25 protein-coding genes are annotated in these 23,934 nt (G+C 69.0%); 12 read left to right on the top strand and 13 right to left on the bottom strand.

Translation table 11 applies throughout. The features are described 5' to 3' along the window. Positions 1–248: 248 nt before the first annotated feature. Both ACIA5H_RS07580 and ACIA5H_RS07575 read right to left on the bottom strand, forming a co-directional pair. Positions 249–2,045 (bottom strand): TerD family protein, encoded by a 1,797-nt coding sequence (locus ACIA5H_RS07580; protein WP_397074621.1) that lies wholly within the window; start codon positions 2,043–2,045, stop codon positions 249–251. Between the two features lie 259 nt (positions 2,046–2,304). Continuing rightward, positions 2,305–3,081, bottom strand: a complete 777-nt coding sequence (locus tag ACIA5H_RS07575; protein WP_397074619.1) for a helix-turn-helix transcriptional regulator — start codon at positions 3,079–3,081, stop codon at positions 2,305–2,307. A 588-nt stretch (positions 3,082–3,669) separates the two neighbouring features. Here ACIA5H_RS07575 and ACIA5H_RS07570 point away from each other — a divergent pair. The 6 genes from ACIA5H_RS07570 to ACIA5H_RS07545 all read left to right on the top strand — a co-directional run bounded on the left by ACIA5H_RS07570 (position 3,670) and on the right by ACIA5H_RS07545 (position 9,612). Then, entirely contained in the window at positions 3,670–4,158 is a 489-nt protein-coding gene (locus ACIA5H_RS07570; RefSeq protein ID WP_364436561.1) for a hypothetical protein, read from the top strand. Then, on the top strand, positions 4,155–4,553 hold the full coding sequence (locus ACIA5H_RS07565) for a hypothetical protein (protein ID WP_379255714.1): 399 nt from the start codon (positions 4,155–4,157) through the stop codon (positions 4,551–4,553). Before ACIA5H_RS07570 ends, ACIA5H_RS07565 begins: the two co-directional genes overlap by 4 nt. A 377-nt stretch (positions 4,554–4,930) precedes the next feature. Then, entirely contained in the window at positions 4,931–6,235 is a 1,305-nt protein-coding gene (locus ACIA5H_RS07560) for a hypothetical protein (RefSeq protein WP_397074616.1), read from the top strand. A 39-nt stretch (positions 6,236–6,274) separates the two neighbouring features. Beyond that, positions 6,275–6,724 (top strand): helix-turn-helix transcriptional regulator, encoded by a 450-nt coding sequence (locus ACIA5H_RS07555; RefSeq protein ID WP_355078458.1) that lies wholly within the window; start codon positions 6,275–6,277, stop codon positions 6,722–6,724. Positions 6,725–6,729: 5 nt separating this feature from the next. Beyond that, a complete protein-coding gene (locus tag ACIA5H_RS07550; protein WP_355078459.1) occupies positions 6,730–7,140 on the top strand; it encodes a VOC family protein in 411 nt (136 codons plus the stop codon). A 78-nt stretch (positions 7,141–7,218) separates the two neighbouring features. Then, a complete protein-coding gene (locus tag ACIA5H_RS07545; protein WP_397074613.1) occupies positions 7,219–9,612 on the top strand; it encodes an ATP-binding cassette domain-containing protein in 2,394 nt (797 codons plus the stop codon). Between the two features lie 38 nt (positions 9,613–9,650). Here ACIA5H_RS07545 and ACIA5H_RS07540 read toward each other — a convergent pair whose 3' ends face one another. Next, complete coding sequence (locus ACIA5H_RS07540; protein ID WP_397074610.1) at positions 9,651–10,178, bottom strand: TetR/AcrR family transcriptional regulator; 528 nt, start codon at positions 10,176–10,178, stop codon at positions 9,651–9,653. Between the two features lie 95 nt (positions 10,179–10,273). On the opposite strand from ACIA5H_RS07540, the gene ACIA5H_RS07535 reads away from it, so the two are divergent. Next, positions 10,274–11,224, top strand: coding sequence for a zinc-binding alcohol dehydrogenase family protein (locus tag ACIA5H_RS07535; protein WP_397074608.1), 951 nt, complete (start codon positions 10,274–10,276; stop codon positions 11,222–11,224). 147 nt (positions 11,225–11,371) lie between these two features. On the opposite strand, the gene ACIA5H_RS07530 is transcribed toward ACIA5H_RS07535, so the two are convergent. From ACIA5H_RS07530 to ACIA5H_RS07520, 3 genes are read right to left on the bottom strand one after another with little or no spacing between them, the layout of a single operon-like run. Next, a complete protein-coding gene (locus ACIA5H_RS07530) occupies positions 11,372–11,815 on the bottom strand; it encodes an SRPBCC domain-containing protein (RefSeq protein ID WP_379255722.1) in 444 nt (147 codons plus the stop codon). A 39-nt stretch (positions 11,816–11,854) separates the two neighbouring features. After that, positions 11,855–12,196, bottom strand: a complete 342-nt coding sequence (locus tag ACIA5H_RS07525; protein WP_356968549.1) for a metalloregulator ArsR/SmtB family transcription factor — start codon at positions 12,194–12,196, stop codon at positions 11,855–11,857. Beyond that, the gene (locus ACIA5H_RS07520) at positions 12,193–12,660 is read right to left on the bottom strand and encodes an SRPBCC family protein (RefSeq protein WP_397074605.1); all 468 of its coding nucleotides are present in this window, start codon (positions 12,658–12,660) and stop codon (positions 12,193–12,195) included. The genes ACIA5H_RS07525 and ACIA5H_RS07520 overlap by 4 nt, the downstream gene beginning before the upstream one ends. A gap of 595 nt (positions 12,661–13,255) precedes the next feature. Here ACIA5H_RS07520 and ACIA5H_RS07515 point away from each other — a divergent pair. Continuing rightward, complete coding sequence (locus ACIA5H_RS07515) at positions 13,256–14,848, top strand: bifunctional phosphatase PAP2/diacylglycerol kinase family protein (protein ID WP_379255727.1); 1,593 nt, start codon at positions 13,256–13,258, stop codon at positions 14,846–14,848. Between the two features lie 7 nt (positions 14,849–14,855). Here ACIA5H_RS07515 and ACIA5H_RS07510 read toward each other — a convergent pair whose 3' ends face one another. Beyond that, entirely contained in the window at positions 14,856–15,422 is a 567-nt protein-coding gene (locus ACIA5H_RS07510) for a hypothetical protein (RefSeq protein ID WP_397074603.1), read from the bottom strand. Positions 15,423–15,555: 133 nt separating this feature from the next. Here ACIA5H_RS07510 and ACIA5H_RS07505 point away from each other — a divergent pair, with 133 nt between their 5' ends. Then, the gene (locus ACIA5H_RS07505; protein ID WP_379255731.1) at positions 15,556–16,098 is read left to right on the top strand and encodes a YaeQ family protein; all 543 of its coding nucleotides are present in this window, start codon (positions 15,556–15,558) and stop codon (positions 16,096–16,098) included. Positions 16,099–16,124: 26 nt separating this feature from the next. On the opposite strand, the gene ACIA5H_RS07500 is transcribed toward ACIA5H_RS07505, so the two are convergent. From ACIA5H_RS07500 to ACIA5H_RS07475, 6 genes are all read right to left on the bottom strand, one after another. Then, the gene (locus ACIA5H_RS07500; RefSeq protein WP_397074600.1) at positions 16,125–16,577 is read right to left on the bottom strand and encodes a hypothetical protein; all 453 of its coding nucleotides are present in this window, start codon (positions 16,575–16,577) and stop codon (positions 16,125–16,127) included. Between the two features lie 286 nt (positions 16,578–16,863). Continuing rightward, on the bottom strand, positions 16,864–18,585 hold the full coding sequence (locus ACIA5H_RS07495) for an urease subunit alpha (protein ID WP_379255732.1): 1,722 nt from the start codon (positions 18,583–18,585) through the stop codon (positions 16,864–16,866). Positions 18,586–18,645: 60 nt separating this feature from the next. After that, positions 18,646–18,957, bottom strand: coding sequence for an urease subunit beta (locus tag ACIA5H_RS07490; protein ID WP_379255734.1), 312 nt, complete (start codon positions 18,955–18,957; stop codon positions 18,646–18,648). 50 nt (positions 18,958–19,007) lie between these two features. Continuing rightward, on the bottom strand, positions 19,008–19,310 hold the full coding sequence (locus ACIA5H_RS07485; protein WP_039797870.1) for an urease subunit gamma: 303 nt from the start codon (positions 19,308–19,310) through the stop codon (positions 19,008–19,010). Between the two features lie 76 nt (positions 19,311–19,386). After that, entirely contained in the window at positions 19,387–19,776 is a 390-nt protein-coding gene (locus ACIA5H_RS07480) for a PaaI family thioesterase (RefSeq protein ID WP_379255825.1), read from the bottom strand. 254 nt (positions 19,777–20,030) lie between these two features. Then, a complete protein-coding gene (locus tag ACIA5H_RS07475) occupies positions 20,031–20,738 on the bottom strand; it encodes a hypothetical protein (RefSeq protein ID WP_356968562.1) in 708 nt (235 codons plus the stop codon). Positions 20,739–20,869: 131 nt separating this feature from the next. On the opposite strand from ACIA5H_RS07475, the gene ACIA5H_RS07470 reads away from it, so the two are divergent. The 3 genes from ACIA5H_RS07470 to ACIA5H_RS07460 are packed head-to-tail and all read left to right on the top strand — an operon-like array spanning position 20,870 to position 23,900. Next, positions 20,870–21,916, top strand: a complete 1,047-nt coding sequence (locus tag ACIA5H_RS07470) for a FecCD family ABC transporter permease (protein ID WP_397074596.1) — start codon at positions 20,870–20,872, stop codon at positions 21,914–21,916. Beyond that, on the top strand, positions 21,913–23,004 hold the full coding sequence (locus ACIA5H_RS07465; RefSeq protein ID WP_397074594.1) for a FecCD family ABC transporter permease: 1,092 nt from the start codon (positions 21,913–21,915) through the stop codon (positions 23,002–23,004). The genes ACIA5H_RS07470 and ACIA5H_RS07465 overlap by 4 nt, the downstream gene beginning before the upstream one ends. Then, a complete protein-coding gene (locus ACIA5H_RS07460) occupies positions 23,001–23,900 on the top strand; it encodes an ABC transporter ATP-binding protein (RefSeq protein WP_397074592.1) in 900 nt (299 codons plus the stop codon). Before ACIA5H_RS07465 ends, ACIA5H_RS07460 begins: the two co-directional genes overlap by 4 nt. The last annotated feature ends 34 nt before the right edge of the window (positions 23,901–23,934 follow it).

The raw sequence follows: 23,934 nt of genomic DNA, 5'->3' as shown, positions 1-23,934 counted from the left end.
CTGTTTCGCGAGAGCGGCCCAGCTGTAGACGTCGATACTGTCATCCGGCATCTGCCGCTCACCTCGCTTCGTCGGTCGACCGGCGCACGAATTGCGCCATCCATCATTAGAAACCCGCCCATCGGGGTACGTCAATCAGTTGCGCAAGTGTTCGACAGCGCGCCACCCGATGGAAATCCAGCGACAGTGGCGAAGCCGGATGACAGCGGACGACAGCGGTTTTCGGCATGCTCGCCGCCACCGCGACGTCACTCCGCCACATCCACCCCGTACCGGCGCGCCAGCACCGCGAGATCCGTCGGATAACCCTGGCCCACCGCACGCAACCGCCAGACGTCGCCACGCAGGTAGACCTCGGCGAGCACCAACGTCCGTTCCTCGGTGGCCGCGTCCATCGTCGCGCGCGCGACAACGCCTGCCTCCGCGCCCGGCATCGCCTCGACCTCGATCGCGCCGACATCACCGAAGGTGGCCTCCGCGTCGTCCAACGCGGCGGCCAGCACGATCCGGCGGCAATATCGCGGCAGCTGATCCAGCCGTATCGCGACGGACTGCTCGTCGGGCCCCTCGGCGATGAGACGCACGCCCCGCGTCTCGGGCTGGTTGTAGAAGACGAAGTCGTCGTCACCCGCCACCTGCTCATCACCGTCGACGAGGAACGCGACCAGGTCAACCGCCCCGCTGCCGCTGTAGGCCCACGACGCCCGGATCGTCCAATCGATGCCGAAGTCGTCGATCGGTAGATCGATCACCTGACCACGAATCAGCGCAAGAGGCTCGGCGCCCGCGCGACGCGATGCCGACGACGCGTCGGAAGGCTGCGGCGCCGAGAGCAATTCGGCGCCGTGCACCGGGATGCCTAGTTCGGCGGCCCGTACGCAGCGCCGGTCGGCGTGCCCTCCGGTCAGCGCGAGCACGTCGGTTACCCGCCCGGACATGTTCACCGCCGCGGAGCCGCCGAGCTCGGCGATCCGTGACCGGACTGCGGCGGCACCGCCATGCGTTCCACCGAGCACCAGCACCCGGCGTCCCGCCAAGGGGCCACCGGGTGCAACCGGCACACGCGACGGTCGACGACGTGTCGAGGAAGTCCGCGCCACCTGATCGTCCTTGCGCTCACCCGGCTCGACACGCTCCAGCAACAACAGGAATCTGTTCTCGCTGACGATCGGGGTGCCGACCTCGACGGCTTTGCGAGCCTTGCCGCTGGTCGAATTCGGCGCGTTGGTGACGAGCACACTGGTGCGACCGCTCACCGCGCTGGTCACCTCTAGTCCGGCCGCTTCGGCACGGGCGACCAGGACGTCCCGATCGGTCGCGGTATCGCCGGTGAAGGCGACTTTCATTCCCTGGACGAGGGCGCCACCGGTCTCGAACCGGCCCGGATACGTGTAAGGACACGGTGTTTTCGGGCCCGTCCGCTCGGTCGGCAGACCCCACGCGCTCTGGTAGTTCTCCTTCGGTGGGCAGCGCAGCAGAGGCGGCGTGATGCCGAGCCGCGCCGCATCGGCGATCAGCGCTCTGAGCACACCGGCCAGGACGCGGGTGTCGTCCAACGCGTCGTGCGCTCTCGAGCGTGAAATCCCGTAATAGGCCGCGAGCGTGCCGAGTTTGCAATCCGGCGTCGGCGGCGCGACCCGCCGCGCGAGGGCAAGCGTGCACAATCGGCGCCCCACCGGCAGATCGGCGCCGGTCCTGCCGAATTCGCTGGCGAGGAATCGGTAGTCGAAGTGCGCGTTGTGCGCGACCATCACCCGGCCCGCCAGCAGGGCCGAAAGAGGTTCGCGCACGTGCTCGAATCGCGGTGAGCCGCGCAAGATCTCGGTCGTCAGGCCATGGATGTGCACCGGCCCCGGGTCGCAGCCCGGATCGACCAGCGTATGGAATTCATGGACGACCTGGCCGTCTGCGTCCAGGACCAATGCCGCCACCGAAAGCACCCGATGCTCTTCGGCCCGCAGACCCGAGGTCTCCACGTCGACAACGGTGTAGGCGCCGAAACCCGCCGTTGAAGGCGCTTGGCGCACAATCGCATTCCCTTGCACGGCCAACTCATCGTGACCACGGTCCCGAACGTTGCATTGATCGCACCTCGAATCCGGATACGCCGCACTCACCATGGACGAGGTCGAGGCACGGGCCGGGACCGACACGAACATCATCTACCGACGCCGGCCCCATGGCCGACCCTCCTGGGCCGCGCGATCGCACGAGGTGAAGCCGTCCCCGAAGCCCTGCATCCGCGGGTGCCACCGTGGCCCTGGGCCTGCTCCGCAACGAGTTCGTGGTCCGCGGTGCGCCGCGCTACGGGTTCGCGGCGCCGCAGATCGGCAACTCCAGCAGCGCGCTGGGAGCGCGTTGCGGCACCGAGGTGCCCAGGTAGTACTGAATCCACCCCGGATAGTTGCCCGAGTCCAGACGGAAGACTTGAACATGCACCGCGTGCTGTGTTCCGGTCTCGTTATCACGGAAATGCATCGCGGGCCGTTCTCTGCCGTAAACGGCTATTCCTTCTGCCCACATCCGGCGAAAGTCGGCGTACTCGGCGAGTTCGGCGAGCAGATCCGCAGGCCATTCCGATTCCGCCGCCGGTCCGATGAGGCCGCGCAGCCAGCGGACCATCAGACCGGCCTCCCGCTCCCATTCCACGATCACCCGGCGCGACAGCGGGTTGCCGAAAAACCATCGCAGGATGTTCATGTCGTCCACCAGGCCGGGAAACGCGCGCGCAAACGGCCTGTTACAGGCGAGAACATTCCATCGGGTATCGACGAAGCCCGCAAGGCCCGGCTCCTGCGCGACGAGCGCCTGCCGCATGTCCTCGGTGATCTCGGCGCACAACTCGGCTATCGACGGCGACCTGCTGATCGAGAGACCGGCCAACTCGTACAAGTGGCGGCGCTCCGCATCGGTCAGCGCTTTCACCCGTTTCAGATAACCGACCAACGCCTCCACGACGACCATGGTGGGACGGGCGCGCTCGCCGCTTTCCAGGTGCGCGACATAGCTCGCGCTCACTCCGGCCGCGAACGCGCGTTTCTCCCGCGACACCCGGCGTTCGTCACGTAGCCGGCGCAGCATACTTCCGAAGCTGGGCGGCTCGGGGCGGCCACTGTCGATTCTGCCCGATACTCGGTGCGTCACTGATCCACTCCTCTGACAACTGTGTTGAACGACGGGACACATCGAAGGAAAAGGTGATGCCAGCGAGGACGGCGACCGCAATCCCCTCCGGCGTCCGGATCGTTGAAAAGAACAAGCCAGGGCTACATTGCCGCAGCAACCCCCGGGAAGATCTTCTGCGCACCGATGTTAAATGCATTCGATCACGATATGAAACCAACTGGACCGGCATGTTAGACAGATCACACACCGTATGTGCACTGCGGTAACGGGTTGGCCTACAGTACTTTTCATTCCTCCCGGCGACCGGCACCGCCGCAACTTCCGTTCCTCGCCGACCGGATCACCACTCGCCGAAGAAATCCTCGCCAGGGCGGACACTGCGCGGTATGTATCCGCAAAAGGGTGCGTCGGGAAGATGGACATACCCGGGCGGATTGCATTAGATCTTGGTCGAGAAATTCCCGGGAACGATCCACGATTTCATTTTCGAGCCGATCACCGGCGGATCGAACTCCGTCATCACTAGAACAGGAGCATTCCGACTTGTCCGCACACGCTCATCCCACGCCGCGCATCACACTGGCGGCCAGCGGCGACGACGAACGAAGAACATTCGCGGTGTGCGCCGCCGAAGGCAGGCCGCTGTGGTACGGCCCCCTCGAACCACCGCCGGACGACATGGTGGCAGGCCGGCCCGCCTCCGCCCCGACAACCGCCGCGGCGCGCGGCATCTGGCTCGCGGGCCAGGCGAAGACGCAGGCCGGTCTCGGCCATGCGCTGCTGCGCCTGATCGTCACCGACCGGCAGCTCGACATCAGGGCGCTGCAACGTACCGCCGTGCTCACCGGCCTCGCCCTCGAATTCATCGTCACCAAAGAGAATCCGGCGCGTGGCTGGTGCAGCACCTACGGATGGCTCGAGTGGAGCACCGCTTCGCTGGCCGGTCTCGTAGACCGCCGCTCCGGTTTCGGCGTACGCCCTTACGTGGCGTCGGCCCCGGTTCGCCAGAGCCCGAGGAGGACACGCCGATGATCGGCGACATCGCATCCACCGACACCGTCCGGCACATCGATGCGGGCGCCACGTTGCGCACCGCGCTGGAAGGGCTGTTGGTCCACGATGGCGGCGAACTCGACGCCCGGCTACGCCACGCCGTCGCCGCCGTCGTACACCTGGCAGTCGACGCCCGCCCTGGACCACCCGACAGCACCGACGAGTTCCTGGGCAGGCTCGACACGGCGTGGCTGCTTGCCGCGTGGGCGGGGCACGATGTCGAACTCTCGCTGATCGCGACCCTCGCCGGAGGGACCGTGCCCGCGCTGTCGTGGTGTGAGTTGATGTTCACGACGGCGCTGGCGCCGTGGTCGGCTACCGACTCCGCACGACATGCCCGACAGATCTTCGCCGCCGACACTCCGGGTGCCTGACCGCACCGGAAGCCGGCCACAGTCCCCACCCGTTGCTGAAGTGGTCAGACGTCCAGCTCGAGCCGTCGCGGGTTCGGCCGCCTCGCCCCCTCCGGCGCCTTCCGCAGGTCGGCCGGACAGCGGGCGGCTCAGCCGTTCGCGCTGGACAGCGAAGGCGTCCGCGGCCGAACCCGCTTGCGCGGCGCATCGCCGGGTGCCGTGATCACCGAACCCGCCAGTAGGGTTGACCACGGCGTTGCCAGGCCGGATGCTCTTGGTTGGCCGAACAGCTCGAAACCGGACATTCGGACGATCTTCATCGTCGTAGCGCCGAGTTGTGGCGGCGACGACGCCGGTGCGGACCCGCCCCGGTGTCCGGTACTCGAGGGGAGATTCGCGTGACCTACCGCCTGACCGATATCGATTGCGTGAGTGCCCGTGGGCACTCCGCGCTAGGGGGAACCCTCGCGATACAGGCGGTCTGGCGCTACGACCGTGCGGTGGATCTGGCGGCGCTCGAGCATTTCCACGAGGCGTTGCGGCACGGCAGGCTGGGTAGAGCGGTCGCGCCCGCGATGATCCCCGCCGCCGGGGACCGGTGGACCACCCGAGTCGAATTCAGCCCGCTCGAGGTCGCCGAGGAGCCCATTCCCTCGGGCGATCTGGAGGCCTGGATCGCCGAACAGGGAAATGCCGAGTTGCGTACCTTCGGCGGGCCCGCGTGGCGGTTGGCGGCGACCCACCTCGACAACGGGGAAAGCGTGGTGTCGCTGCTGGTTTCCCACACGCTCGCGGACGGCCACGCGTTCTGCACGGCGGTCACGGACGCCGTCGCGGACAAGCGACTCGACTTGTCCTACCGCACAGATGAATTCGGCCGGATACGCCTGCTCGCCGGTGATCTCCGCGATGCCGCGCGGCGAGCCAGGTCGTTACCCTCCGCCGCCGGTTTGGCGCTGCGGTTGGCCGTCACCGGGCGCGGCGGCGGGACCGGGACCGCCGGCGACGCGCCGGACTTCCGGCTTCCGACCGTCACCGCGACGGTCCCGGCGCAGCTGTGGCATGCGGCGGCACGGGCCCGAGGCGGAACCGGCACCACCCTGGCGGTGGCGATGATGACCGCCATCGCGACGGAGGTCGGCCGCACCGACGAAGAGGGCCGGGTGCGCATGATGATGCCGGTCAGCACCCGCACCGCCGACGATCTTCGGGCGAACGCTCTGACCTCCATCGCCTTCGAAGTGGACGTGCGCGACTGCGCACCGGCCGATCTCGCTCCGCTGCGCGCGGTGATGAAGGAAAAGCTCACCGCGGCCGCGGCCAGCGGGCAGGACGTCCCGCCGCTGATCCCGGTCGCGGTGGCGCTGCCGCGCGGACGGTATGCCCGGCTGGCCCGCCAAGCCGCCACCGACCCCGCCTCCACGGTGTGCTCCAGCCTCGGCAAGCTCGACCCCGAAATCCTGCGCATCGACGGCAGCCCGGCCTCGGCGATGATGATCGGCCTGGTCAATCAGAGCCTCGACGCGCGGAGCGTCGTGACCGAACGCGGCGGCAATCTGTACGTCGCGCTGGTCGAGGCCGCGGAGAAGATCACGATGCGCGTCATGGGGTTCCACCCGCCTGCCCTGCTGGACACCGAGCAGCTCACCGAGCTGGTGCGGTCCGCGCTCGCCGAGTACGAGCTCTCGGCGACCTTCTGGTAGCACCTCGGATTGTCACCGCCATGTGGCACGATCGCGTAAGTGACCAGCCGACCCGCCGCCACGCAGCACCTGCACGACCTCGCGCGGCTGCGCCGCGTTCGCGACCGCATCGATCGCGAGTACGCGCAGCCGCTGGACGTGGAGGCGCTCGCGCGCGACGCGCACATGTCGGCCGGGCACCTCAGCCGCCAGTTCCGGCTCGCCTACGGCGAGTCGCCGTACTCCTATCTGATGACGCGGCGCATCGAACGAGCGATGTCGCTGCTGCGGCGGGGCGACCTCAGCGTCACCGAGGTGTGCTTCGCGGTCGGCTGCTCGTCGCTGGGCACCTTCAGCACCCGCTTCACCGAGTTGGTCGGTGTGCCGCCGAGCGTCTACCGGCGCGAGGCGGCGCGCGCCACGGCGGGGATCCCCTCGTGCGTGTCGAAACAGGTGACCAGACCGATCAGGAATCGAGAAGCACCGGTTACCGAGCCGCAATTAGCCTGACTGCCATGGACATCACCATTCACGCGAGCTTCCTGCCGCACGACGACGCGGACGCGGCCCTCGCCTTCTACCGCGACATCCTCGGCTTCGAGGTCCGCAACGACGTCGGGTACGAAGGGATGCGCTGGCTCACCGTCGGCCCCGCCGGCCAGCCGGAAACATCCATCGTCCTGCATCCCCCGGGCGCAGATCCCGGCATCACCGACGACGAGCGCCGCACCATCACCGAGATGATGGCGAAGGGCACCTATGGCGGCATCCTGCTGGCAACCAAGGATCTGGATGGCGCTTTCGAACGGCTGGCGGCCAACGACGCGGAGATCGTCCAGGAGCCGACCGAGCAGCCGTACGGGGTGCGCGACTGCGCCGTCCGCGATCCCGCGGGCAACCTGATCCGCATCCAGCAGCTGCGCTGACCGCCCGGCGCGAACCGATCGAACCGAGCCCGGCGACGCCGACCGCGCAGGCGGCCCCGCCCGACAGATGGAGACACGATGAGCACGGCCACGACGACGGACACGCAGTCGCCCGCGCCGCACGCCGCGGACAGCCACGATTTGATCCGCGTGCACGGCGCGCGCGAGAACAACCTCAAGGATGTCAGCATCGAGATTCCGAAGCGAAGGCTGACGGTGTTCACCGGCGTCTCCGGCTCGGGCAAGAGCTCACTGGTGTTCAGCACGATCGCCGCGGAGTCGCAGCGGCTGATCAACGAGACCTACAGCGCGTTCGTCCAGGGCTTCATGCCGACGCTGGCACGGCCCGAGGTCGACGTGCTCGAGGGGCTGACCACCGCGATCATCGTCGATCAGCAACGCATGGGTTCCGACCCGCGCTCCACGGTCGGCACCGCCACCGACGCCAATGCCATGCTGCGCATTCTCTTCAGCAGGCTCGGAAAGCCGCACATCGGCTCGCCCCAGGCTTTCTCCTTCAACGTCGCCTCGATCAGCGGGGCGGGCGCGGTCACGACCGAACGTTCCGGAAGGACCGTGAAGGAGCGCCGCAGCTTCAGCATCACCGGCGGGATGTGCCCGCGCTGCGAGGGCCGGGGCTCGGTGTCCGATATCGACCTCACCCAGCTCTACGACGATTCCAAGTCGCTCGCCGAAGGCGCGTTCACCATCCCGGGCTGGAAGTCGGACAGCTTCTGGACGGTGCGGGTCTACGCGGAGTCGGGTTTCGTCGATCCGAACAAGCCGATCCGCAAGTACACCAAGAGGGAGATGCAGGACTTCCTCTACAAGGAGCCCACCAAGGTGAAGATCGAGGGGGTCAACCTCACTTACGAGGGGCTGATCCCCAAGATCCAGAAGTCGTTCCTGTCCAAGGACCGGGAGGCGATGCAGCCGCACATCCGGGCGTTCGTGGACCGCGCGGTCACCTTCACGACCTGTCCCGAGTGCGACGGCACCCGGCTCACCGAGGCGGCGCGCTCGTCGAAGATCGCGGGCATCAGCATCGCCGACGCCTGCGCGATGCAGATCAGCGACCTCGCCGAATGGGTCGGCGGCCTCAGCGAGCCGTCGGTGGCGCCGCTGCTGGGCGCGCTGCGGCACACTCTCGACTCGTTCGTGGAGATCGGGTTGGGCTACCTCTCGCTGGACCGGCCCTCCGGCACACTATCGGGCGGTGAGGCCCAGCGCACCAAGATGATCCGCCACCTCGGCTCCTCGCTGACCGACGTCACCTACGTCTTCGACGAGCCGACCATCGGCCTGCATCCCCATGACATCCAGCGGATGAACAACCTGCTGCTGCGGCTGCGGGACAAGGGAAACACGGTGCTCGTCGTGGAGCACAAGCCGGAGACGATCGTGATCGCCGACCATGTCGTCGACCTCGGTCCGGGAGCGGGCACGGCGGGCGGCACCGTCTGCTTCGAGGGCAGCGTCGAGGGGCTACGGGCCAGCGGCACCGTCACCGGCCACCATTTCGACGACCGGGCCGCGCTCAAGGCCACCGTGCGCGAGCCGAGCGGCAAGCTCGAGATCCGCGGCGCGAAAGCGAACAACCTGCGCGATGTCGACGTCGACATTCCGCTGGGTGTGCTCGTCGCCATCACCGGCGTGGCGGGGTCCGGCAAGAGCTCGCTGGTGCACGGGTCGATCCCCGCGAGCGAAGGCGTGGTCGCGGTGGATCAGGCGCCCATCCGCGGCTCGCGGCGCAGTAATCCGGCGACCTACACCGGATTGCTGGAGCCGATCCGCAAGGCGTTCGCCAAGGCCAACGGGGTGAAGCCCGCGCTGTTCAGCGCCAATTCCGAAGGAGCGTGCCCCACCTGCAACGGCGCGGGCGTCGTCTACACCGATTTGGGGATGATGGCAGGTGTCGCCACCACTTGCGAGGAGTGCGAGGGCAAGCGATACCAGGCGTCGGTGCTGGAATACCACCTCGGCGGCCGCGACATCAGCGAAGTGCTCGCGATGTCGGTGCTCGAGGCCGAGGAGTTCTTCGGCACCGAGGCCGCCCGCACCCCGGCCGCGCACGCCATCCTGAGCAGGCTCGCCGACGTCGGGCTGGGCTACCTCAGCCTCGGTCAGCCGCTCACCACGCTGTCCGGCGGCGAGCGGCAACGGCTCAAGCTGGCCACGCACATGGCCGAGAAGGGCGGCGTCTACGTCCTCGACGAGCCGACCACCGGCCTGCATCTCGCCGATGTCGAGCAGTTGCTCGGCCTGCTCGACCGGCTCGTCGACTCCGGCAAGTCGGTCATCGTCATCGAGCACCACCAAGCGGTCATGGCGCATGCGGACTGGATCATCGACCTCGGTCCTGGGGCGGGACACGACGGCGGCCGGGTCGTCTTCCAGGGCACTCCCGCCGACCTCGTCGCCGCCCGCTCCACTCTCACCGGCGAACATCTCGCGGCCTACGTCGGCGCCTGACCGGGCGCTCGCGAGCAGGGTGGCGGCGATCGACGCCGCTACCCTGCCCCGAGAACGCGAGCCGTCAAGGCGAGCACGCCCTCCCGATGGCGTTGCGGGGAGGTCATGTCGGTGATCTCCGGACGCATGCTCGCGAAGATCGCCATGGCCAGGAACTCCGCGTCGGCATCCGGGACGACCTGGGCGATCAACTCCGCCAGCAGCGCCCGCCACGGCGCCCAGGTCTCGGACCGACAGCCGTCGGGCAGGGCGCGCGTCAACGGTTGCAACTCGACCACCGTGAGGTCGAACACCGTGGCGACGAACGTCTGTATCCGCTCGTCCACCGGCACGGCGGGATCCGCGGCGAGGTCGCGGACGGCCGCCCAAGCCCGGCCGGTCCGGTCGTCGAACAGCGCGCGAATCAGCCCTTCGCGGTCGGTGAATCGGCGGAACAGCGTGCCCTTCCCGACTCCGGCGGCTGCCGCGATCTCGTCCATGCAGACGTTGTCGCGCTGCTCATCGCAGATCAGACGCCCGGCTACGGCGAGAATCGCGGCCCGGTTGCGTTCGGCGTCGGCGCGCATCGCTGACCTCCCCAGTTGACATAAGCGGACCCGTAGTCCGTATCATAGCGGCACGCTAAACGGACCGACAGTCCGTATTCGGAAAGGTGAATCCCATGCGCGCAGTCCGCTATCACGAGTACGGCGGCCCGGAAGTGCTGCGAGTCGAGGAGGTCGACGATCCCACGCCGGGCGAGGGCGAACTGCTCGTCCGGGCCACGGCCACCGGAGTCAACTACTTCGAGGTGCAGGTGCGCGCCGGGGTGACCCCGGATCCGCTCGGCCTGCCGCTGCCGCACACGCCCGGCATCGAAGTAGCCGGGACGGTGGCCGCGGTCGGTCCCGGCGTCGAGACCCGCCGCATCGGCGAAAGAGTGGTCGGCACGGTCGCCTCCGGCAGTTACGCGGAGCTGGTGCGCATTCCGGCGGCGGCGGCCGTACCGCTCGACGATCGCCTCGGCGAGCATCAAGCCCTCGCGCTGCTCGGCCAGGGCGCGACGGCCGTTGGATTGATCGAAGCCGCGGAAATCGGGCCCGAGGACACGGTTCTGGTGGAGGCGGCAGGCGGAGGAATCGGAACCCTGTTGATCCAGTTGGCCAAACGAGCCGGAGCCCGGGTCGTCGCCGGTGCGAGCGGGACCGCGAAGCGGCAGCTGGCCGCCGACCTCGGCGCCGATGCCACCGTGGACTACACGCGACCGGGATGGACCGAGGAGGCCGGTCCGGTGTCGGTCGTGCTCGAGACCGTCGGCGGACAGACGGCTCGGGAGGCTTACAGCCTGCTCACGAAACCGCGCGCCCGCATGGTGGTCTTCGGCTCGGCCAGCGGCGTCGCGGTCGAGATCAGCTCGGAGCAACTTCTACCGGTCGGCGCCTCGCTGATTCCCTTCAGCCTCGGATATCGCCCGCAACGGTGGCCGGAGCTGGCCCGCCGAGCCGAGGACCTCACGGTGCGCGGTGAACTCACCCCCGTCATCGGCACGGTGCTGCCCCTGACCGAAGCGGCGACCGCCCATCGGGCGTTCGAAGACCGCACGGCCATCGGGAAGACCATCCTCACCCCCTGACCGCGTATCGGAAACGTGCGGCCATCGAGCTCGAACGGCTCACGGCAAGGTACGCCGACCGGCCGACGGGCGACAGCATCCGCACCGGTGGCGATGCCGCCGGTGCGAAATGCCGTCGCGGTGCCCCCGAACTTCCCGCGCGGCGCGTCAATCCCAGCTGTCGATCTTGACGTCGTGGGGATGCGGAGCGCCCTTCTCGGTTTCGATCAGCGATTTCAGGCTCAGCAGGTAGACCGCCCACTTGGTGCTGCAGTGGTGCATGAAGTCCACCGGCTCCTTCCACCCCCGGTGGGCGAAGAGCACGGTGGTGTAGTCGCCCGCCTGCTCGAGGCTCCAGTCCACCTGGGTCCCGATCCACTCATCAGGCCCGCCGACCACCTCCCACAGCACTCGCTTTCCCGGGTCGAGCTCGCGCACCCGCATGTCGAATCCACCTGCCGCGAAGCGGAATTCGAGCAAGCCGCCGAGCTCGCCGCCGTCCCCCTCGGTATCGGCCGTCCACCACCCGGCGAGCCCCTCGGTGGTGGTCAAGGCGGCGTAGACCTCGTCCACCGGCGACTCGATGCCCACTTTGTGCAGAATGTCCACCATTTCGATTCCTCTTTCCGTTGTTCTCGCAACCGCGTGATCTCACTGCTGGTCTTGTCTGCGCTGAATCGCCTCCGCGATGCGCTTGATACGCCGGAGCCTGGCGTCCCACGCCGCCCCGACCGCGGACAACTGAGCGACCGCGCGCGCCAGTTGCGCCTCGTCCACCCGGTACCGCCGCTCCCGCCCGGCGGGCGTGCCGTGCACCAAACCGACGCGGTCGAGCACGACGAGATGTTTGGCGACCGCCTGCCGCGTGACGGGCAGCCGCTCACTGAGGCTGGTGGCCGTGCCGTTCCCCTCCGCGAGGAGCAGATCGAGCATCCGCCTGCGCATCGGGTCCCCGATGGCGGACCACAGGTCGTCGTCGACCGCGGCGGTCACGGCGTCGACACCAGCCGCACGATGTACTCCCCGAGGCGGGGGACGAAGGTGTCCCATCCCACGCTGTGGTCGCGGTACTGCTCCTCGAGTTTCGCCGCCTCCCAACCCATTTCCCGGAACCCCGTCTCGGTGAGCCGGATCCTGGTACCCGCGCCCGACGGGGTGAGTTCGAAAGTGACCAGCAGCGAGGCGGCGGAATCGTCGATCGCGCCGCCCGGATAGCACCAGCGGAACGAGAACAATCGCGGCGGCTCGGCCCGCACCACCCTGATCGGGACGACATCGACGCGGTCGCCCCAGACGAGTTCGCCGACCGCACCGGGCGCCGTATCGAACTCGGCGTCGTCGCTCCACCATTCCGAGATGTGCTCCGGGCTGCTGACGACCTCGAAGACCACCTCGGGCGAGGCGTCGACGTGTATCTCGCGTTCGATGCTGCCGTACTCCATATTCACGACCTCCATATGCAACGTTTGGTTGCGCTTGACGTTAGTCGACCACCGGGCATAGCGCAACCATCGGTTGCACATGCGCCGCTGTCGCCGATGGCGGACCTCGCCGCCGCACACCTCGCGCCGACCGACGCCATTGCGGCATCCCCTGCCCGGCAATGGCTTCACTAGCTGAGACATGCCACGCCCACCCGCCGATGCGGCGCATCAGCAACTTTTCAGCAATCTCGCATCGCTACGATAGCCGCGTGCTGCGCGGAGTGCGGACGAATCGGCGATCAGAAGATCCGGCGACCACAAATCGTCGCGACCGCGGGCGCCGCCGAGCTGCCATGCGGGAGCCGGGATCGACACATCGCCCTGTCAACCCGTAGCCGCCACGCTGACGGCGATCATTGTCACCGCCCGCACCGACGGTCGTCTTATCGGCGTCCCTTTCGAATTCCCGGCAACTGGCAGTCGGCTTCTCGAGAATTCCTTCGCAACATCGGTTCTCGTGGCATGTGTCGGCTCCACGACCTCTCGCCGAGCCCTAGGCCTCGCCGACACCGCGGGAGTCCGCTGTGCGTCCACGTTTGTGTGCGCGGTGATCGGTAATGTCGGACGAGTGAGTAGCTGGGTGCGCCGGAAGTTTCACGGCATCGGACGAATCGATCGAGCGATCGGCGGCGCGGTCGCCGAACTGCCTGCCTCGGTGGTCGACCACGGATTGCTGCGGCTCACCGGCAGCGCGAATTTCAGCGGACTGTGGCTGGTTCTCGCGACGCTGCTCGCCTCCCGCCAAGGCGCGCCGCGGCGGGCCGCGCTGCGCGGCGTCGTCTCCGTCGCCGGAGCCAGTCTCGTCGTCAACGTGGGCCTCAAGTCGCTGATCGCCCGGCGCAGGCCTGCCGCCGAACTCCTGCCGGTGCACCGGCGACTCGTTCCGACCCCGCGCTCCTCCTCCTTCCCCTCGGGACACAGCGCTTGCGCCGCGGCATTCGCCACCGCTGTCGCTCTGGAGAGTCCCCGTACCGCACTGGCTGTCGCCCCGCTGGCCGCCACCGTCGCCTACTCTCGGGTGCACACCGGTGTGCACTGGAGTTCCGATGTGCTCGTCGGAGCGGCCGTGGGTTCCGGTGTCGCCCTGGCCACGCGACGCTGGTGGCCGGTACGCGAATCCGATGAGGCGCAGGCCCGTCCGGTTCGCGAAGTGCCCGCGCTGGTGGAGGGCAAAGGCCTGGTGGTCATGGTGAATCCGGTGTCCGGTGACCCGAATTACGATCCCACCGACGACGTGGTCGCGGCCCTGCCCGCCGCCACCGTGCTGCGCACGCAGCCCGATCTGGACTGCGCCGACCAGCTCGAGCGGGCCATCGCCGAGCACGGCGAACCGGTGCTTGCGGTCGGCGTCGCCGGTGGTGACGGCACGGTGGCCGCGGTGGCCGCGGTCGCGTTGCGCCACGAGCTGCCGCTGGTCGTCATCCCCACCGGCACGCTCAACCACTTCGCCCGCGATCTCGGCGTCTACGACCTGCGCGAAGTAATCGATGCCACCGGCGTCGGCGAGGCGGTGGCGGTGGACATCGCCTGCGTCGAATGCGAGGACGACACCGGTTCCCGCACCCGGCATCTGATCAACACCGCCAGCCTCGGCGCCTATCCGGACCTGGTGCAGCTGCGCGAGAAGTGGCAGTCACGCTGGGGCAAATGGCCCGCCTTCGCCGCCGCGCTCGTGGTGACCCTGCACCGGGCCGAGCCGATCGAGATCTGCCTGGACGGACGCTGGCAGCGGGTGTGGTTCCTGTTCGTCGGCAACGGTCCCTACCACCCACACGGCGCGGTGCCCGCCTTCCGTGACCGGCTCGACGCCGGACTACTCGATATCCGCTGGCTGCGCGCCGATCTGCGCTGGTCGCGCACCCGCGCCGTACTCGCGCTGTTGCTGGCGGCGATCGGCCACAGCAAGGTCTACGGCGAACGCCAATTGCCCGAACTCTTCGTGCAGTTACCCACGCCGGAGTCGCTGGCGACCGATGGCGAGGTGGTCGGCAAAGCCACCCGACTGCACTTCCGCATCGCCGGGCAACTCGCGGTCTACCGCCGTGACGAATCCAATCCGCTCTGGGCCGACCGCAGCCGCCCGCATCACCGCCGAGCTCCCTGGCTGCGGGACGTCTTCCGAGCCGAGCTACCGTTTCAGCGGCGAGCGGGCGAAGACTGAGCGCGCGCTACTTCATCAAGCGCAGCAACCCGAGGTTCGGCTCGAGCGCGCCGTCCTGTCCCAGCGCCAGGAAGTCCGCCTCGACCGCCTCGCGCTCCAGCACCCCGGCCCGCACCGCGTGGAAACGCACCACCGACCAGAGGAAGACATCGAGGTCGTCGAAACGAGTGCCCTCCTCGACCACTTCCTCCTCGTGGAACCAGATCGCGATCTGCCCGTTGCTGAGCACCACGTACAGGTTGCCGCCGCCGTCCGCGCCGATCGAATACACGTCGTCGTCGGTGAGCTCGGTCTCGTAGTCGGAATCCACTATGCCGCAGTCATTTCCGGCGAAGTCGAAACCGTAGGACCAGTCGTGGACATCCAGGAACCGCGGCATCCGCCCGGACCGTACCCGGCGATCGAAAGCCGCCAGCGCCGCCGCGGACGCGGGCGCCAGCCGTTCGAGGAAGGGCGCAACCGGCCGGGTCTCCTGCGGCACGGTGACCGGCGGCCGATCGGCGAACCATCTGGCCAGGTCGGCGTCGAGGTCGCGCTCGACGTATCCGGCCAAGTTGTCACGAGTAAGTGTCACCGCCGAATCCTAAGCGTCCTCAATGACATTCACCGGACACCGGATCGTCCAGTCCATCGCCGCCAGCTTGCGAAATCATCGCTACCGCGCTGCCTCGGGGCTGATCACCGGGCGGCGATAAGCTCTTGCAGCTATGGCACTCAGCGCGACATTGCACAACTTCGCCGTCCAGTTGGCCGACGTCGATCGGGGCGTCTACCAGGAGCTGGAGTTGCGGGTGGCGCGGCACCCGTCCGAATCCGCGGAGTTCATGCTGACCCGCGTGCTCGCCTATTGCCTCGAATACGAGGAGGGCATCGCCTTCAGTGACGGTGGGGTCTCCTCCACCGACGAGCCAGCGGTGCTGGTGCGCGACCTCACCGGCCGCCTCACCGCCTGGATCGAAGTCGGCGCTCCGGACGCGGAGCGGGTGCACCGAGGCAGCAAACTCGCCGACCGGGTCGCCGTCTACACTCACCGCGACCCGGCCAAGGTGCTGGCGCAACTCCCCGGCAAGCGCATCCATCGCGCCGAAGCGATACCGCTCTACAGCTTCGATCGCGACTTCATCGATTCCGCCGTCGCCGCGACCGAACGCCGCAACACCGTGACCGTGTCCGTCACCGAGCGCCTGCTGTACCTGGACCTCAACGGCACCGGGTTGAGCGCACCGATCCACGAGCACCGGCTCACCTAGTTCTCGGATCCGTTCCTAGGTGCCCCTCATCGGATCCGGCGTTCGCACTCCTCGAATTCGGCTCCGGCTCGGAGGCAGTCGTAGAGTCCGCTCTGCACGTCGCCATTGGTGGGCGGCTCGCCGCAGAGAACACCGCATCGCTGATAGTTGGGGACGGCGGTGCCGTCGGGCCAGTGGCAGGCATCGCCGTCGCAGGTGTAGCCGCGCGTATTCGGGTCGCGAGGGATCGGATTCCGGCTGAAGGACCACACGAACGCGTCGGTGTTCTGTACCTGCGTGCAGTAGACGGTCCGGCCGTCGGCGAGGCGGCCCACCGCACCGGAATCCTGGCAGTAGTCGTTCAAGGTGACCGTGACACCGCCGTCGGACGGCAGCGGCGCGGCCGCGGAGGTCACGAACATCGCGGCCAGAAACGTCCCCGCGCCGACCACACCCGTCAGCGCCCGACGCGCCGCCTTACGCTCGCCCGGTCGAGGCATGCTTCCCTCCCTTGCTCCAGGTCCAGCGGACTATAACCCCGGCGTCCACGAGTAGCACACCATTGAGACGTCCTCTCGTACCTCGTCGCAGCCGTGCGCGACTCGCAAGGTGTTCAAGCGGAGGCGGCGAAGGGCGGGTAGTTGTCGGCGGCCGTTCGCTCGGCGGCGTCGATGTAGTCGGCGAGAGCGTCGCGGGACACGGCGGGGAGCAGTATCCGGTGCTGATCGAGGAGTTCGGCAAGCCCGGCGAGGACCGACCGATCGGTCGAACCCGTACCCGCGCCGGTCAGAACAGGAAATAGCGCTGGGCCATGGGCAATTCGGTGGCGGGTTGTTCGCGCCAGACCTCGCCGTCGATGCGGACGGTGAAAGTGTCCGGCTCGACTTCGATGCGCGGCATGGCGTCGTTGTTCGGCAGATCCGTCTTCCGCACGCCACGGACGTCGCGGACCGGAACCAGTCTGCGCTGGACCCGCAACCGGTCGGCGAGGCCGTCCTCGATCGCCTGCTCGGAGACGAAATGCAGTGAGGTCGCGGCGGCGGCCGCCGGGGCGGCGCCGAACATGGGGCGCGGCAGCACCGGCTGCGGCGTGGGGATGGAGGCGTTGGCGTCGCCCATCGCGGCCCAGGCGATCGCGCCGCCCTTGAGGACGGCATGCGGGCGGACACCGAAGAACGCCGGCTCCCACAGCACCAGATCGGCGAGCTTGCCCACCTCGACCGACCCGATCTCGTGGTCCAGGCCGTGCGCGACGGCCGGGCAGATGGTGTATTTCGCGACGTAGCGCTGGACCCGGGCGTTGTCGGCGGCGCCGTCGCCCGGCAGCGCGCCGCGGCGGCGCTTCATCACGTGCGCGGTCTGCCAGGTGCGCAGCACCACCTCTCCGATGCGGCCCATGGCCTGCGAATCGCTGCCGATCATCGAGATGGCGCCGAGATCGTGCAGCAGGTCCTCGGCCGCGATGGTGGAGGGGCGGATGCGGCTTTCGGCGAAGGCCAGATCCTCCGGGATCGACGCGCTCAGGTGGTGGCACACCATTAGCATGTCCAAGTGCTCGTCGAGGGTGTTGATCGTGTGCGGACGAGTCGGGTTGGTGGAGCTGGGCAGCACGTTGGGATGGGCGGCGACGGTGATGATGTCGGGCGCGTGGCCGCCGCCCGCGCCCTCGGTGTGGTAGGCGTGGATGCCGCGGCCCGCGATCGCCGCGAGGGTGTCCTCGACGAAACCCGCCTCGTTCAACGTGTCCGAGTGCAGCGCCACCTGCACCCCCGCCGCCTCGGCCACGGTGAGGCAGGCATCGATCGCGGCGGGCGTGGAGCCCCAGTCCTCGTGCAGCTTGAAACCCGATGCGCCCGCGCGTAATTGCTCCCACATGGCCTCGGCGCTGACGGTGTTGCCCTTGCCGAGCAGCACGATGTTCACCGGCCAGCCGTCGGTGGCCTCCAGCATGCGCGCCAGATGCCACGCGCCGGGCGTCACGGTGGTCGCCTTGCTGCCCTCGGCCGGGCCGGTGCCCCCGCCGATGAGGGTGGTGATGCCGCCGCCGAGCGCCTCCTCCAACAGCTGCGGGCAGATGAAATGCACGTGACAGTCGATCGCGCCCGCGGTGAGGATGCGGCCGTTGCCGGAGATCACCTCGGTGGACGGCCCGACGACCAGGTCCGGGTGCACCCCGGTCATGGTGTCGGGGTTGCCCGCCTTGCCGATCGCGCTGATCCGTCCGTCACGAATACCGACGTCCGCCTTGATGATTCCCCAATGATCGATGATCACCACGCCCGTGATCACGGTGTCGGGAGCGCCCTCGGCGCGCGTCGCGCGGGACTGGCCCATGGATTCGCGCAGGACCTTGCCGCCGCCGAACACGGCTTCGTCGCCCGCGCGCCCCGGTCCCCCGCTGCGGTCCTCGGTGATCTCGATCAGCAGATCGGTGTCCGCCAGACGAATCCGGTCGCCCGTCGTCGGTCCGAACAGTTCGGCGTACCGCGCCCGGCTCAGCTCACTCATCGCGTCCTACCTCCTGAGCCCGCGTACTCCGCGCCGCCCCGTTGCGGGGCCGCACACGCACTAGCCATCGAGACGGCCCGGTGGGGTCGAGCTGATCCCGTGCACCTCGCGGGCGCCGCCCAGCGGCACCAGCCCTACCCGTTGCCCGAGGCCGGGTTCGAAGCGCACCGCGGTCCCGGCCGGGATGTCGAGGCGGTGGCCGTGCGCGGCCGCGCGGTCGAACTCCAGCGCCGTGTTCGCCTGCGGGAAATGCACATGGCTGCCGACCTGCACCGGCCGGTCGCCGGTGTTGACCACGTCGAGTTCGAGGCGCCGCGCGCCCACGTTCAGTTCGATGACGCCCTCGGCGCAAAGGTATTCGCCGGGGATCACGCCGGGCCTCGGTCCGGCTCGGGGGCGCTCGCAAACCGCATACCGTCCGCCTATCCGATCGGGTGGTGCACGGTGACGAGCTTGGTGCCGTCCGGGAAGGTCGCCTCGACCTGGACGTCGGGGATCATCTCCGGCACGCCTTCCATCACGTCGTCGCGGGTGAGGACCGTCCGTCCCGAGGACATCAGGTCCGCGACGGTGCGCCCGTCCCGCGCGCCTTCCAGCACGTGGTCGGTGATCAGCGCGACCGCCTCGGGATGGTTCAGCTTGAGTCCGCGCGCCTGCCTGCGCCGGGCCAGCTCGGCGGCGTAGCTGAGCAGCAGGCGCTCCTGCTCATGCGGTGACAGTCGCATCCGGGCTCCTCACCGGTTCACAGTGACGGGTGACGCACATTCTGGCACGCCCGTTCCGCCGTCGCCGGTCGAGCGGTCAGGACCGATGCGGCAGATTCTGCAGTCGCACCTGACCGCGCGCCACGGCGCGGCCCTGCTCATCGGTGATGACGACCTGCCACAGCTGCTGCAGCCTGCCCCGATGCAGCGGGGTCGCCTCGCCTGTCAGGGTGCCCTCGCGCACCGCCCGCAGGAAATCGGTGTTGTTGTTCACGCCGACGACCGTGCCCTGGTCGCCGAACCAGACGCCGCCGGCGATGCTGGCGAGCGTCTCGACGACGGTGCAGTACACGCCGCCGTTCTGGATGCCTGCGGGCTGGTAGAGATGCGGTTTCACGACCCACTCGCCGCGCACGCGATCGGGGCTCAGCTCGGTGTAGCGCAGGCCGATCAGGTCGGCGAAGGTGCCTTCGCTGTAAGCGTTCATCTGCTCGGGCGTGACGTCCGCCAGGGAGCCGAACTGGCGAGTCTCCTGCTGTGTCATGTATTCACTGTCGCACAGCACCCTGCGCGCAACGCCGCGGCCTCATCCGCAGGCCAGGGCGGTGCCCCGCCGAAGAGATCGACACAGAGCGGCGGGCCCCACCGGAAGTGGAGCCCGCCGCGGCACGGGATCGGGGGTCACCGCAGCCCTCGGGACTCTCGCGCGATCCGTACGCCGGAGGTGAGTATAGGTCAGGCTTACCTAACTAAGCAAGAACCCGATCGCCGCACGGGCAGCCCGCGCTCGGCCATCGCCGCCAAGAGCGCCTGGCCACGACGCGCGCCGGTGACGGAATCGGTCCGCGCCAGATCGGGCACGTAAGTCGAAGCGCCCGCGACGGATTCACCGACGAGGGACCAGAACCGCCCGGCGCTCAAACCGGAGCAGCGAGTCAGGTTCCGCTGGACGACGGTCAGCGCGGGCTCGCAGCGATGCGCGAGCCAGACGTACATCGCCTCCGGGCACGGCAAGGCGACCACACCGGGACCGCCCGCAAGCGGATCACCGTCGATCACGCGAATCGTGGTGTCCGACAAGCCCGCCCAGTCGATTCCGCCGTCGTTGTCGGTATGGATCCAGAGGTTCTCCAAGCCCGGATCCCAGGCCCGCCCTTCCGCCACGAGCAGCGCGACCACCCGACCGGCTATCGCGTGGATCAGCGCCGTGGCAACCACTTCCGCCGCGATGCCGGCACTGATCATCTCCGCGGCATGCCGCCGGTACATGAGTTCGACGCGCCCCTCCCGCACTCCGTCCGCCAGCTGCCACCAGCGTCGTTTGCCCTGCTCGGCGATCGCGGCGACGGCATAGACCCGCGGGTGCTCCGGTTGCAGCGCGCGCAGCCGGGCACAGGCGCGTCCGAACGCCGTCGTCGAGCGATGTGGCGTGGTGATGAGCTCGGTCATCGAACCTCCTTGGGGATCGGCTCCGTCGCGCGGCGCGGCGGACATTCGGCCATGCCCGCCTGTCCGAGAAGATAGGTTAGGCTTACCAGACCTAGCAACCGTACCGCTGATCTCAGGAGCAGCTCGTCGCCGTGACTTCTCTTGCCACCGTGAGGCGGCGACGTCTTTCCGGACTTCTCGTCTCGACCGTCCTGCTGCTGCTCGCCGTGCTGGCCGGCGTGGCGGTGGGCGCCCGCTCGCTCACGCCCGGGACCGTCTACGACGCCGTGCATCATGCGCTCACCTGCCCCGGCGGACCCTTCACCTGCGCAGCCGGTTCCACCGAGGAAGAGATCGTGCGAGGGCTGCGGCTGCCGCGCACCGCGTTGGCACTGGTCTGCGGGGCGGCCTTGGGAATCGCGGGCGCGCTCGTCCAGGGCTACACCCGCAATCCGCTCGCCGACGCCGGGTTGCTCGGACTGAACGCGGGTGCGGCGTTCCTGGCCGCGTTGAGCGTGTACCTGTTCGCCTTCGCCGCGCCGGAGCAATACATCTGGTTCGCGCTGGCCGGAGCGCTGATCGCGGGGGTGGCGGTGTTCGCGACCTCGTCCGTGGGCGGCGGCAAGGCGAGCCCGCTGACCCTCGTGCTCGCGGGTGCGGCGGTCACCGCGTTCCTGCAGGCCATGACCAACGCCGTCGTGCTGTTCGACGCCGCCGCGCTGGACACCTACCGGTTCTGGGTCATCGGCGCCGTCGCCGGCCGCGACGCCGCGGTGTTCTGGCAGGTACTGCCGTTCCTGGCCGTGGGCATGTTGCTGGCGGTGCTGGCGGCGCCCGGACTGAATCTGATCGGCCTCGGCGACGACGTCGCGCGTGGGCTCGGCGTGCATGTCGGCCGCAGCCGCGCGCTCGGCCTGGCGGCCGTCGTGCTGCTGGCGGGCGCGGCGACGGCGGCGGTCGGGCCGATCGCCTTCCTCGGCCTGGTCGTCCCGCATCTGGCGCGGACGATCACCGGGCCCGACCATCGCTGGCTGATTCCCTATTCCGGGCTGCTCGGCGCGTTGCTACTGCTGATCGCCGATGTGGCGGGCCGGGTGGTGGCTCGCCCCGGCGAACTGGAGGTCGGCGTAGTGGTGGCCCTGCTCGGCGTGCCGTTCTTCCTCGCGTTCGCGCGCAGGCGAAAGCTGGTGAACCTGTGACGATCTCGCTGCGAGCCTCGAGTGCCCGCCCCGCGCTGCGCGTCGGGCCGGTGTCGACGGTGCTGCGACCGCGGATGATCCTGATCGTCGCGGTCCTGATCGCGCTGGCGCTCGCACTGTTGTGCCTGGACGTCGCGGTGGGCGAGTCCCATCTACCGCTCGGGCGCGTGCTGGACGTCCTGACCGGCGGCGGCACCAAGGCTCAGCGGTTCATCGTGCTGCAGTCCCGGCTGCCGCGCGCGCTCACCGCGCTCGTGGTCGGACTCGCGCTCGGGCTCGCGGGCGCCGTCACCCAGTCCATCCTGCACAACCCGCTGGCCGCGCCGGACATGCTCGGCATCACTTCGGGCGCGAGCCTGGGGGCGGTCGCGGTGCTGGTCGGCACCGGAGGCGCGAGCACCGGCCTGGCCGCTTCGGTCGGCGCGCCGGTGGCGGCCCTGGCAGGCGGGCTGCTCACCGCCGTCGCCATCTACCTGCTCGCCTGGGGACGCACCGCCACCGGCGCGTACGGCGCCACCGGGCTGCGGCTGGTGCTGATCGGCGTGGGCGTGAACGCCCTGCTGACCGCCGGGATCAGCTGGCTGCTCACCCGCGCCAGCCTGGCGGATGCCCAGCGCGTGCAGTTGTGGCTGAACGGATCGCTCAACGCGGCCGACAACGCGCGCCTGGGTCCCGCGGCGATCGCCGCGGGAATCGCCGCGCTCGTCGCGCTCGCCTGCGCCCGCACGCTCGCCGCGCTGCGCCTCGGGTCCGACACCACGCGTGCGCTCGGGGTGCGCATCCAGACCCAGCAGGCCGTCCTGATCGGAGCGGCGGTCGTGGCCGCCTCGGTGGCCACCGCCGCCGTCGGGCCGGTCGGTTTCGTCGCCCTCGCCGCGCCGCAGATCGCACGACGCCTGCTGCGCACACCGGGCGAGCCGCTGGTCGGCGCCGCGGTCACCGGCGCCATCCTGGTGGTCGGCGCGGATGCCGCGTCCCGCACGGCGTTTCCGGTCGACCTTCCCCTCGGCGTCGTGACCGCGGCATTCGGCGGGCCGTTCCTGCTGTACCTGCTCGTGCGTATGAACCGGAAGGCGACGCTGTCATGACGATCGCGGACATCACCACCCCTGACGCCACGGAGCGAGCGAGCGCTCCTGCGCACCGGCTCGGCGCCGAGGCGGTCACACTCGGCTACGGCGACCGGGTGATCGTCGACGGGCTGAGCTTGACCGTCACTCCCGGCGTCGTCACGACCGTCATCGGGCCCAACGGTTGCGGGAAGTCCACCCTGCTGCGTTCGCTCGGCCGCCTGCTGCGCCCGCGAGAAGGCCGAGTGTTGTTGGACGGCAAGGCTATTTCGACGATGAAGACCAAGGACATCGCCCGCGTCGTCGGCATGCTGCCGCAGTCGCCGATCGCGCCGGAAGGGCTCACCGTCGCCGATCTGGTCGCCCGCGGACGCCACCCGCACCAGTCCTGGTTCCGGCAGTGGTCGGGAACCGACGAATCCGAGGTGACGACCGCGCTGGAAAAAACCGGGATCGCCGACCTCGCCGGCCGGCCGCTCGATGAGCTGTCCGGCGGCCAGCGCCAGCGCGCCTGGATCTCGATGGCACTGGCCCAGGGCACCGACATCCTGCTGCTCGACGAGCCGACCACCTATCTGGACCTGGCGCACTCCATCGAGGTGCTCGACCTGGTGGACCGATTGCACGCCGATCTCGGCCGCACCGTCGTGATGGTGCTGCACGATCTCAATCTCGCGATCCGCTACAGCGACCAGTTGGTCGTCATGCGCGACGGACGCGTGGTCGCCGCGGGCGCCCCCGGCGAGGTGGTGTCGGTCGAGCTGCTGCGCGAAGTGTTCGACCTGGACGCGAGGGTGCTCGAGGACCCGGTGTCGGGCCGCCCGATGATCGTGCCGATCGGCGCCAGGCACGTGCGCGGAAAGGTGGGCGGACCGGCTGCCACAACGCCCGAGACCACGCCGTATGAGAAATGACACACCAGCTATTCCATAGTTACGACACCCTGTA

Source organism: Nocardia sp. NPDC051900 (assembly GCF_044452545.1).
Taxonomy (GTDB): domain Bacteria; phylum Actinomycetota; class Actinomycetes; order Mycobacteriales; family Mycobacteriaceae; genus Nocardia; species Nocardia sichangensis.
Note: the sequence above shows the minus strand (reverse complement) of the source record. Positions and strands in the feature narration are given on the sequence as shown.

Coding starts and splice junctions, on each gene's coding strand:
- ACIA5H_RS07575 (WP_397074619.1), bottom strand. CDS start 3,081: ATGCTGCGCCGGCTACGTGACGAACGCCGGGTGTCGCGGGAGAAACGC.
- ACIA5H_RS07565 (WP_379255714.1), top strand. CDS start 4,155: ATGATCGGCGACATCGCATCCACCGACACCGTCCGGCACATCGATGCG.
- ACIA5H_RS07550 (WP_355078459.1), top strand. CDS start 6,730: ATGGACATCACCATTCACGCGAGCTTCCTGCCGCACGACGACGCGGAC.
- ACIA5H_RS07545 (WP_397074613.1), top strand. CDS start 7,219: ATGAGCACGGCCACGACGACGGACACGCAGTCGCCCGCGCCGCACGCC.
- ACIA5H_RS07540 (WP_397074610.1), bottom strand. CDS start 10,178: ATGCGCGCCGACGCCGAACGCAACCGGGCCGCGATTCTCGCCGTAGCC.
- ACIA5H_RS07535 (WP_397074608.1), top strand. CDS start 10,274: ATGCGCGCAGTCCGCTATCACGAGTACGGCGGCCCGGAAGTGCTGCGA.
- ACIA5H_RS07530 (WP_379255722.1), bottom strand. CDS start 11,815: ATGGTGGACATTCTGCACAAAGTGGGCATCGAGTCGCCGGTGGACGAG.
- ACIA5H_RS07520 (WP_397074605.1), bottom strand. CDS start 12,660: ATGGAGGTCGTGAATATGGAGTACGGCAGCATCGAACGCGAGATACAC.
- ACIA5H_RS07505 (WP_379255731.1), top strand. CDS start 15,556: ATGGCACTCAGCGCGACATTGCACAACTTCGCCGTCCAGTTGGCCGAC.
- ACIA5H_RS07500 (WP_397074600.1), bottom strand. CDS start 16,577: ATGCCTCGACCGGGCGAGCGTAAGGCGGCGCGTCGGGCGCTGACGGGT.
- ACIA5H_RS07495 (WP_379255732.1), bottom strand. CDS start 18,585: ATGAGTGAGCTGAGCCGGGCGCGGTACGCCGAACTGTTCGGACCGACG.
- ACIA5H_RS07485 (WP_039797870.1), bottom strand. CDS start 19,310: ATGCGACTGTCACCGCATGAGCAGGAGCGCCTGCTGCTCAGCTACGCC.
- ACIA5H_RS07480 (WP_379255825.1), bottom strand. CDS start 19,776: ATGAACGCTTACAGCGAAGGCACCTTCGCCGACCTGATCGGCCTGCGC.
- ACIA5H_RS07475 (WP_356968562.1), bottom strand. CDS start 20,738: ATGACCGAGCTCATCACCACGCCACATCGCTCGACGACGGCGTTCGGA.
- ACIA5H_RS07460 (WP_397074592.1), top strand. CDS start 23,001: ATGACGATCGCGGACATCACCACCCCTGACGCCACGGAGCGAGCGAGC.